Raw genomic sequence first — 10,871 nt, 5'->3', positions numbered from 1 at the left:
GACGGCTTAAGTGACGAGATCCCTTAAAGGACTCTGGTGTGAACACCTCATCGGCTTCAATGATCCCGCTTAACTTGCTGGCATTGGTGGTCAGTGCATAACGCAAGAACCGATGCCGCCAGCGAAAGGATGTTTTCAGATCAATATCGCATTCACGGGCCGCTTTTCTGAGCGACATGCCTTCACTCAGACAACTGGCATAGCGGGCCCATTTCTCTTTGTGACGCAGGCGAGTCAGAGCCGCACCATGTAACTGATTGAATGTCTTGCCACATTCTTTACAGCGGTAGCGTAGGAGCCCTCGAGATTGCCCCCAATGGATGACATGTTTAGCATGGCAATGAGGGCAAACCGGGAGAGTAGAGTGACGCTCTGACAGTACTTGTCGCAACAGATCTTGCTGCATGTGATGGCGCAGATGCTCTTGTGCTCGTTCCAACTGCAAAGATGACAGTTGGTTAAAGGAGCGAAGCAGTTCAAAAAAACTGTTGGTCTCCATAGTAGGGTACCTCTGCGTAGAGAACCTACTTCAAGTATAGATCAGGCCCAACACGTAAAGGGAACAGCGCCACAAATGCACATAAGCAAAACCCCAGCACTATGGCTGGGGTTCTAATTTGGTTGCGGGGGCAGGATTTGAACCTACGACCTTCGGGTTATGAGCCCGACGAGCTACCATGCTGCTCCACCCCGCGTCCGATGAGAGGCATAATACCCGAATCGCCCCATCCGTCAAACTAAAACTCTGCCAATTCGACCACCTGCTCAATAAACAACCATAAAGCAGATTAATGTAGGTGTTTAGCATTGTGTATTGTTCTATTTTTAGTCAATTATCGCAATGCCTAGATCATTGAGCCCATGCCAGAGTGCTTTGCTGCCGCTCACGTGCGCCAGCGAAACTTGCGCCACTCCTGTAACTGCGGTGGAGTGAGAAAACTCCAGGCCACCATACGACTAATCTTCTGCCCTTGAGCCATGTCAAAGGTCTGCACCTGTACGGCGTTCACTTGCTTTAGCATCTTATATAGCGCGGGCAGATTCTCTTTCTTTGAGACGAGCGAGCTAAACCAGCAACATTGACGAGCAAAGTGCTGACTCTCCTTGATCATATTAGATACAAACGTTATCTCCCCCCCCTGGCACCACAACTCACCTTGCTGGCCGCCAAAATTTAATTCGGCCTTGTCCAGGTTAGGGCGCTGAGCATTTCGCTCCTTCTTACTATTAAGATTGCGAAGCTTACGCAAACTACCACTGGCGGCCTCATCGAACGAGGCATGAAAGGGGGGATTGCACAGGGTCAGATCAAAGAGATCGGTCGGTCGGATCACCCCTTTGAAAAAATGATTAGGCTCCGGCTGCAATCGACACTCTATGCCGCCCGCCAACACAGGGTTAGTCATGACTATCTGTTCGGCAGATGCCAACGATACCGGATCTATGTCTGCCCCGACAAAGCGCCAACCGAACGTACGATGACCAATGATGGGATAGATGCAGTTAGCCCCCACCCCCACATCCAGTACCTGAACTCCTGTCCCTTGCGGCACCTTGCCATGATTAACACTGGCAAGCAGATCCGCTAAATAGTAGAGGTAATCGGCACGCCCCGGGATCGGTGGACATAGATAACCGTCAGGAATATCCCATGAGGAGACCCCATAGAAATGAGCTAATAGGGCCCGGTTTAATGCCTTGACTGCCGCAGGGTCTGCAAAGTCGATGCTAGCTTCACCATAGGCAGTCCGATGAACAAAGAGCGCCAGCGAGGGCGATGTTTCCATCAAGGCAGAAAAGTCATATCTATCCCGGTGAGGATTGAGTGGATGCAACTCCTGTTTTTGTCTGCGGCTATTCATTTTCTACCCTTGGTCTGGCAATAACACCTGTCGCTCACGGCAGGCTGAAATGGGTGCGCATTGTACACGCTTCACAACTTAAACCCAGCCAGGGACAAGGGCTCAGCCGCTGTTATTCACGCTATACTGACCGACTGCGTAATGCCATTAGTTATGAGGAAAATGGTCTGAAATCAGGATGATGCTTGTTTTTTAACAAGGAGCCAGACCACAATACTATTCTGCCTACCTTCAATGCCGAAATTGTAATGAAGATACTCATCGCCGAAGACGATAGACTACTCAATCACCACCTCAAGACTTTACTGCAAGAAGCGGGGCATCAGGTCCATGCTGCTCATGAAGCGGAAGAGGCGCTACATTTTGCCGAAGATTATCCTATCGATGTGGCCATCATAGATCTCGGCCTACCCGATGTTGATGGCCTCAGTCTGATCCGGCAGTTACGCGACCGCCAGATCCCCTTTCCGATCCTAATTCTCACGGCCCGAGGCAGCTGGCAAGATAAGGTAGAAGGGCTGGAAGTGGGGGCCGATGACTATGTGGTCAAACCCTTCCAAAAAGAGGAGCTGCTCGCCCGACTCAATGCCCTGGTACGCCGTAGCGCAGGATTTATCTCACCTCAAATTCAGGCCGGCCCCTTCAAGCTCGATCTGTCGCGCAAAGAGTTGACCATTGTCGATGAAGCCGTAGTCCTCACCCACTTTGAGTACAGCATACTGGAATACCTGATGCGCAACAGTGGACAAGTGGTCTCTAAGCAACAGTTGATGGACCAACTCTACGACGATGGCGATGGGGATCCCAATACGCTCGAAGTACTGGTCAGCCGGCTACGCAAAAAACTCGATCCGGACGGGGCATTGCAGCCCATCACGACCATACGCCGCCAGGGTTACCTGTTTACCCTGCCATGCCAATGAACCGTTCCCTCTACGTCAAGCTGCTGCTCTCGGCCATGGTGGTGGTTGCCGCGCTCATGGCGCTGCTAGTCAGCCTGGAATATGACTTTTACCGGACAGAGCAGGACAAAGAGGTACAGCATGAGATGCAGACCGACCTGTCACGGCTCTTCTCCACTAAAACGGCGGCTCAAGAGGCAGGCCGACGGCTCCCGTTCTCGACACTAGCCATGAATTGGGATGATCGTAATGTAGATGGGGTGATCTGTAGCATGGATGGCACTCAACTATGGCGCGATTTAGCCCAACCAGAACTTGCTCGGCTCAAAATACCCCTTTGCCAACAGCTGCTCCCCGCCATGGGTAACCGTGAGTCCTTTTTTGGTCAGATCAAACTGACACCCAAGCTGAGTTATTTTGTCTATAGCCTGCGCTTCACCCGTTTTTTCCCACATGCTAAGGCAGCCACCACATTTCAGGTGATCTTGCTCCGCCCGGCCATGAGTATCGAGAGACAAAACCTGGCGTATCTATATAGCGCCGCTCGCCGGGCCTGCTTCATCTATCTGGGTGTCGCCTTATTATTCATTCTTTCCACCCGCTGGGGCCTCTCCTCCTTACGGCAACTACAGCGTGAACTCGAAGCCATTCGCAATCAGCGACAATTGCTGTTGCAATATAGCTATGAGAGTGAACTCCAGCCATTGACAACCTCGCTGAACCAGTTGCTAGAGAATGAGCGCAAGCAAAAAGATCGCTATCAACACACTATGAATGATCTCGCCCACAGCTTAAAAACTCGATTGGCACTAATCCAGGCCACTATGGCCGAAGAGCAGTTGAGCCAAAGAGCAAGAGGCAGCCTGAATGAGCAAGTGAGCAAGATGGATCAGATCATTCAGTATCACTTGCGGCGGGCCGTAGCTGGACGCCAGCTATTAACTGGAGCGGGCATTGACCCCGTTCCAATCGCGCAGAAGTTGCTGGCCACCATGGCGAAGGTCTATCAGCACAAACGGCTGCAGATCCGGCTCGCCCTGCAAGATGGCACGCTTTTCCATGGTGAGCAGGATGACCTGTTCGAGCTGCTGGGAAACCTGCTGGATAATGCCCACAAGTTTGCCATCAGTGAGATAGCCATATCAGTCAGGGGACAGGATAAACAGCTCTGCATCCAAATCGAAGATGATGGCCCTGGCATCGATGAGGCAATGAAGAGCAAGGTATTGCAGCGAGGCGTACGCGCCGATAATTCCAGTGGTCAGGGCATAGGCCTCAGTGTCTGCAGTGAAATAGTAGACAGTTATAATGGACGACTGACGATCGATGACTCCCCACTGGGGGGGGCCCGTTTTACCATAGTGTTACCCGGCGCCACCGTATAGCGCGGTTCGCCGCTTGTCTAATGCAAAGGTTCATCGTAGCGTTCCGACTCTCCGAGCCACGCCACCATGAACCTTGCTGTTTCGCTCATCATATCGGCTCGCCATAGCGCATCAGGTGGCGGGTGCCAGATGCAACTGCAAGCGCCCACAGCCGACCCGGCACTCGGCCCAGCGCTCCACATCCAGTTCCAGGGTCACCAGATTGGCGGTAGTGAGCCGCACCGCCTCGGTCGGGCACAAGAGCCCGACCAACTCATCCAGCCCAGGGCTGTGAGCCACCAGCAACACCTGATTATCCTCTTCGCTAAGCGTGGTCAGCAGAGTAAGCAACCCCTTGCCACTACTCTCATATAGCCGCTCATCCAATATGAGTCCGGTCATTGGCAAACCCGCCATGCGCCGCAATACATGCGCAGTGGCATAGGTACGCACCGCAGGCGAGACCAGCCACAGCGCCGAACTGGGCAGATGTGGTGTCAATGCCGAGAGTTGCTGATAACCTCGCGCCGATAACGGACGCCAGCTATCTTCCAAATCAACGACTTTCCAACTGGATTTGGCATGGCGGATCAGAGTGAGTTGTTTCATCGCTTGCCCCCTGCATGGTTTCTTGGGATGAAGCAGCTGGAGTGACAATCAGCTCCGGCCATTCGGCACCCCGTCTGGCCTGGCAATTTAGCCAAGGTTTCTTAAATTATAATCCATTGTTTTGCTGACCTTTTTGTAATAAGCCACGCAAGATGAAATTATCTGTGTCACCCGCACTCGAAGCCGGCGCTTTCACCGCCCCCGGAAACCACTACCGCCATAGGAGGTATATGTGGATATAATGCTCCTTTGATGTAAAATCCCGCGCCATTATCGGTCACTCATGGCCCTTACCAGCAGAGCAATTGCCATCATGTCCAATACCAAACCCTCACCCAAAGTCGGCTTCGTTTCCCTGGGCTGTCCCAAAAATCTGGTCGATTCCGAGCGTATCCTGACCCAGCTACGGACCGAAGGCTACGATGTGGTCAATAGCTACGATAATGCCGAGCTGGTGGTGGTCAACACCTGTGGCTTCATCGACAGCGCAGTCCAAGAATCACTGGAGGCCATAGGTGAGGCGCTCACCGAAAATGGCAAGGTGATCGTCACCGGTTGCCTGGGGGCCAAGGAAGATCAGATCCGCGCCATTCATCCCAAGGTTCTCGAGATCACCGGCCCCCATGCCTATGAGCAGGTGCTGGAGCATGTGCATACCTATGTGCCCAAGCCCGAGCACAACCCGTTTCAGAGTCTGGTACCGGCCCATGGCGTCAAGCTCACGCCCAAGCATTATGCCTATTTGAAGATCTCCGAAGGGTGTGACCATCGCTGCACCTTCTGCATCATCCCCTCCCTGCGCGGCGATCTGGAGAGTCGTCCCATTGGCGAGGTGCTGGCCGAAGCCAAGCGCCTGAAGGAGGCTGGGGTCAAGGAGCTGCTGGTCATCTCACAAGATACGTCAGCCTATGGTGCCGATCTCAAGCACAGAACCGGTTTCTACGATGGCATGCCGGTCAGAACCCATATGAAAAATTTGTGCGAGGAGCTAGCCAAACTCGGTCTGTGGATCCGCCTGCACTATGTCTATCCCTACCCTCATGTAGATGATCTGATCCCGCTGATGCGCGATGGCAAGATCCTGCCCTACCTGGATATTCCGCTGCAGCACGCCAGCCCACGCATTCTGAAGTTGATGAAGCGGCCAGGTGCCGTCGAGCGAACCCTGGAGCGCATTCACGCCTGGCGCGAAATCTGCCCGGAGATCACCTTGCGCTCCACCTTCATAGTCGGGTTCCCTGGGGAAACTGAAGAGGATTTCCAACTGCTGCTGGACTTCTTACAAGCCGCCAGACTGGATCGGGTCGGTTGCTTCAAGTACAGCCCGGTAGAGGGTGCCAAAGCCAATGAGCTGGCCGATCCGGTCCCCGAAGAGGTGAAGGAAGAGCGCTTCCAACGCTTCATGGAGCTGCAGCAGCGTATCTCCACCGAGAAGCTGGCCGAGAAGGTGGGCAGCGAGTGCTGGGTGCTGATCGACGAAGTTGATGAAGAGGGAGCCATTGGCCGCACCCCAGGCGATGCACCGGAAATCGATGGCGTCATCTACCTGAACGGTGAAACCAGCCTCAAGCCGGGGGATCTGCTGCGGGTGCGCATCGAGCACTCAGACGAGTACGATCTCTGGGGCAGTCGCCTAGCCTGACCCTGCGCAATCGTGACCAGGCGTCATCCAGCAAAAAGGAGCTCACGCTCCTTTTTGCTGTTACCAATATGGCCGCATTATGCTAACTCGCCCGCAGAGCCTGTAAGGCTAGCGCTGCCTCTTCAAACTCATAATTGGCGACCGCCTCTGCCAAGGCTCGAACCTTGCCCGCCAACTCACTCCCCAGCGTCAAAGGCTCGAGCGCTTGCACCGTCTCTGCCGCCTCGGGATCCAGCTCCGCCAATTGTCGGGCCAGTTGATCGAACAGAGGAAGGAGCCTTGCTCTATCCAGCACGACGCCATCAGACAAGGACGCGGTTCCTTGCCCGTCGACACCATTCAGTTGCGCTAACCCTTCCAGCACTGGAGCCAAAGCAGCCACAGTCTGCGCCAGCTGCTGCGCTATGACAGACGCTGACATGGCCTGCTTACAGGCCTGCTCCAACTCAGCGGCCGCCGCCTGCACGCCACGAGCCCCAATATTCCCGGCCATCCCCTTTAAGGTATGAGCACAACGCATAGCGGCACTCGGGTCAGTATCTTGCTGGGCGACGCGAAAGCTGGCCACAAAATCCGCCTGGCTAAGCGCAAACTTCCTCAATAAGCGTCGATAGAGCTTGTGATTGCCCATAGTGGTCGCCAAGCCAGCCACCCTATCTATGCCGGGTAGTTCAGGCAAGGGATCCTCCGGCGACAGCGGTGCGACCATCACGGGCTCACCAGCCTCCCCGGCTCGAGGCGTCGAGGGGCTAATCCAGTGTGCCAGAGTGGCAAACATCTGATTAACGTCCAGAGGCTTGGCGATGTGATCATTCATGCCGACCGCTATCACCCTCTCTCTATCTCCGGCCATGGCATTAGCCGTCATGGCGATAATCGGGAGGGTTATTCCCAACTGCGAACGGATGAGTTGAGTCGCGGTGTAACCATCCATCACCGGCATCTGGCAATCCATCAAAATGCCATCGAAAGCCTGATCCCGTGCCAGAATATCCAGCGCCTCCTGGCCGTGATTGGCCAGGACTACACTCATCCCCGCATTATGCAGCAGCTCCTGAGCCAGTTCCTGATTCATCTCGTTATCTTCCACCAGCAGCACCCGGCTCCCCATTAGCTGCTGCATGCTCTCCGCCAGATGGTCTACCTTGGCTCGTTGCCGCGTCTGGGCCTGCACACCACGCCCCAACGCCGCACCTATGGCTTCCAGCAGGGTCGAGGTGGTGACCGGCTTAGTCAGCACCGCCTTGAGTTGAACTCCCTGGCTCATGGCCGTGCTCAATGCATCCTCACGACCATAGGCGGTAACCATGATCACGGCCGGAGCATGAGGTGATTCATCTCGTTGTAACTGCTGCACACAGGTGATGCCATCCATCTTCGGCATCTTCCAATCCATCAGCACCAAATCATAAGGCAGGCTCTGCCGCTCGGCATTGGCAATGAGCAGCAGCGCCTCCTCGCCATTGTTGGCCAGCGCGACCTCCAGACCAAAGTCACGAGCCATGGTCGAGAGGATCTCCCGTGCCGAGGCATTATCATCAACGACCAGCACCCGCACGCCCTTCAGTTCATCGGCGCGGAACATACGCCGGGGGATCGCCTCCTGTTGTACGCCAAAACAGGCATGAAAATGGAAAGTCGAGCCTTTGCCCACCTCGGATTCAAACCAGATGCGGCCATGCATCAGCTCCACCAGCTTCTTTGAAATAGCCAACCCCAGCCCCGTGCCCCCATACTTGCGCGTGGTAGAGGCATCGGCCTGACTGAAGGAGTGAAACAGCTTGCCACACTGCTCTGGCGTCATACCAATACCACTGTCTTTGACCCAGAAGTGCAACTCAACCTGCTGCTCATCGCACGTCACGACCTCAATGCCAATTACTATCTCCCCCTGCTCGGTAAACTTGACGGCATTGTTGCCCAGGTTGATCAAGACTTGCCCTAAACGCAGCGGATCGCCAATCAGGGCGGTGGGAATATCTGGCGCGGCCGCGTAAAGCAGCTCCACCCCCTTCTCCTCCGCCTTAAGCCCCACCATGCTCGCCAGATGGTCCATCACATCCTCCAGGCGGAACTCAGTCTGCTCCATGGCGAGTTTCCCGGCTTCTATCTTGGAGAAGTCGAGGATGTCATTGATGATGCCCAGCAGATTCTCTGCCGCCCGGTTGACCTTCTCTATGTAGTTACGTTGTCGGCCATCCAGCTCAGTCTGCAACGCCAAATGGGACATGCCGATGATGGCATTCATGGGGGTACGGATCTCATGACTCATGTTGGCCAGGAAGTCCGACTTCAAGCGCGTTGCCTCCTCCGCCATCTCCTTAGCCTGGCGCATGGCCGCCTCGGCCTCTCTACGCTCCGTGATGTCCTGAAATACGATGACCGAGCCCACTATCTGCTCGCCTTTCAAGACTGGCGCCGTGGTGTACTCGACCGGCAGGGCAACGCCATCCTTGCACCACAACACCTCCTCAGCCACCTTGCGAGGCAAGCCATCCAGGGCACTCTGGTGCATGGCGCACTCATGCAACGGAAACTCGCGGCCATCCGGGTAGGCATAATGGAGCAAAGGATGCATAGGCTGCCCAATCAGCTCCGCCTCTGCGTAGCCCAACATCTTGAATACGGCCGGATTGACGAAGGTGATATGGCCGTCAGGATCCATACCTATGATCCCATCCTCCACCGAACGCAGGATCAGACGACTACGCTCCTCCAATGCCGCCAGTGCCGCTTCATCACGCTTACGCTGGGTAATATCCCGCACCGAAACGCAGATACACTGGCCGCGCCCACCCAGGGCCGGCAGCCGAGCCAAGCCCACTTCGACGGGAAACTCACTGCCATCCCGCCGCAGTCCCAACAGGGAATCCAGCTGTGCAACCGGCTCGCAGGAGACACCTCGCTCCGTCAGCGCACAGAGTTGGGCCAACTCCATGGCCGGGAGTAGATCGTGAAGCCGCCCGCCTATCGCCCCCCCGACCGCATAGCCAAACAAGCCATCAATATTAGGGTTAGCCAGTATGATGACGCCCTGTTCATCCGCCACCAGCATGCCATCGGGCGCCGATTCGATAATGCCTCGATACCACGCCTCGGTAGCCCTTAAAATGCTCTGTTGCGCCTCAGATTCACTACGCCGCACCTGCAACTGTTGCTCAGATACCGCCAACGTCTCAGCCTGGATGCGCGTCTGCTCCAGCAGTTTGCGGGTACGGATAGTTCGCAGCAACACCTCGAGCCGGGGGGCGATGGCAAGCGTCAAGGCATGGAGCAGGGACCATTGCTGATCATCCAGCTCACTAAACGACGCCAGCTCCAGCACCGCTAGCGCTTCATTATTGCCGAAGAAGGGTACCACTATGATGAGGCGTGGCGGCGCCTCTCCCAGGCCGGAGGAGAGCTGCAGATACCCATCCGGGATCTCATGCAGCACTATGGGCTTGCCCTCGATGGCGGCTTGCCCCACAGCCCCTTGCCCGGTGAAAAATCGTCGTTCGCTGTAATCGCTCATTGCCACCCCGTAACTGGCGATGCAGGCAAAACAGGACTCTTCATCCTGCCATAGATAGAAACCACCCGCCCCACAGTGCAACATGGGGATCAGGCAGGAGAGCAACCGATTGCCAAACTCGGTAGGGCTCTCCGCCAGCTGCAACTGGTCGGCGATATCACTCAACCCCTGCTTGATCCAGCGCTGGTGCTCTATCTCCTGGCTGACCTGCCGATACTTCTCCAAGGAGCGCGCCAGTTCGCCTATCTCAGTCGGTTCATCCTCATGCCCAAAACGGACGAGACGATCCCCCGCCAACAGGCTCTGGGTGTTGCGCGTCAGCTCGGCCACCGGCCCTATCACCCGGCGCTGATAAAACAGCAATAACCCAGCCATGATGATCAAGGCGGTCAGCAGTTGACTCACTACCACCACCTGAGTCGCAATGGTGGCGCGCTCGGTCATGGCCTGGGTTACCCCGTTCAAGCGAGCCTCTACCAAGGCTCTCGCCCGACTGATATCGGCATCGACCTGATAGAGTAAGGTCTGATAATCAGCTCCATACACAGCCGCAATGGCCCCAGGCTGATCACCATTGGTGAGCGCAATGCGGGCCTTACGTCCCAATGCCACCAACTCATCTGAGCCGCGCTTGGCCTGCGCGAAGATAGCCAACTCCTCCGCCGTCACCCCCAGTTCCCGCAACCGGGTCAATGCTTGCTCCCCGGTCTTACCCACGACTAAATCATATTGATAGAACTTGAGCTGCTGCTGATCACCGGTAGCGGCATAGGCGCGGATGTAACGCACCAGTTTCTCATTACTGAGCTGCAGATCCCGGATGGCCCGGATCGAGGCATTTTGAGTATCAAATGCCTGACGTCGCTGCTCCAGGTAGTGGTAATTCAAGAGGGTGGTACCCATCCCTATGCTACAGAGCAAAAAGATCACCACTGTGATGAAACGACTGGTATGGCGGATGCGCATGATAATCTCCGT

General features: G+C 55.5%; 7 protein-coding genes and 1 tRNA gene. 3 read left to right on the top strand and 5 right to left on the bottom strand.

Annotated features, from left to right (window positions below; genetic code table 11):
• The 3 genes from ACZYTD_RS09420 to rlmF all read right to left on the bottom strand — a co-directional run.
• Nucleotides 1-499: transposase (locus tag ACZYTD_RS09420; RefSeq protein WP_463891517.1), on the bottom strand; the 499-nt coding region annotated here is incomplete at its 3' end.
• Nucleotides 500-618: 119 nt separating this feature from the next.
• Nucleotides 619-695: transfer RNA gene (locus tag ACZYTD_RS09415), tRNA-Met, on the bottom strand.
• 189 nt (nt 696-884) lie between these two features.
• A complete protein-coding gene (rlmF, locus tag ACZYTD_RS09410) occupies nt 885-1,862 on the bottom strand; it encodes a 23S rRNA (adenine(1618)-N(6))-methyltransferase RlmF (RefSeq protein ID WP_463891515.1) in 978 nt (325 codons plus the stop codon).
• Nucleotides 1,863-2,110: 248 nt separating this feature from the next.
• Here rlmF and ACZYTD_RS09405 point away from each other — a divergent pair, with 248 nt between their 5' ends.
• Both ACZYTD_RS09405 and ACZYTD_RS09400 read left to right on the top strand, forming a co-directional pair.
• The gene (locus ACZYTD_RS09405) at nt 2,111-2,785 is read left to right on the top strand and encodes a response regulator (protein ID WP_463891524.1); all 675 of its coding nucleotides are present in this window, start codon (nt 2,111-2,113) and stop codon (nt 2,783-2,785) included.
• Entirely contained in the window at nt 2,782-4,149 is a 1,368-nt protein-coding gene (locus ACZYTD_RS09400) for an ATP-binding protein (RefSeq protein WP_463891513.1), read from the top strand. Before ACZYTD_RS09405 ends, ACZYTD_RS09400 begins: the two co-directional genes overlap by 4 nt.
• 111 nt (nt 4,150-4,260) lie before the next feature.
• Here ACZYTD_RS09400 and ACZYTD_RS09395 read toward each other — a convergent pair whose 3' ends face one another.
• On the bottom strand, nt 4,261-4,737 hold the full coding sequence (locus ACZYTD_RS09395) for a SixA phosphatase family protein (RefSeq protein WP_463891511.1): 477 nt from the start codon (nt 4,735-4,737) through the stop codon (nt 4,261-4,263).
• 313 nt (nt 4,738-5,050) lie between these two features.
• Between ACZYTD_RS09395 and rimO the strand changes: the two genes are divergently transcribed.
• Complete coding sequence (gene rimO, locus ACZYTD_RS09390; RefSeq protein ID WP_463891509.1) at nt 5,051-6,379, top strand: 30S ribosomal protein S12 methylthiotransferase RimO; 1,329 nt, start codon at nt 5,051-5,053, stop codon at nt 6,377-6,379.
• 82 nt (nt 6,380-6,461) lie between these two features.
• Here rimO and ACZYTD_RS09385 read toward each other — a convergent pair whose 3' ends face one another.
• Complete coding sequence (locus ACZYTD_RS09385; RefSeq protein ID WP_463891507.1) at nt 6,462-10,859, bottom strand: response regulator; 4,398 nt, start codon at nt 10,857-10,859, stop codon at nt 6,462-6,464.
• Nucleotides 10,860-10,871 lie beyond the last annotated feature (12 nt).

It is taken from the genome of Pseudaeromonas sp. HNCC25DJ180 (genome assembly GCF_055413345.1).
Note: the sequence above shows the minus strand (reverse complement) of the source record. Positions and strands in the feature narration are given on the sequence as shown.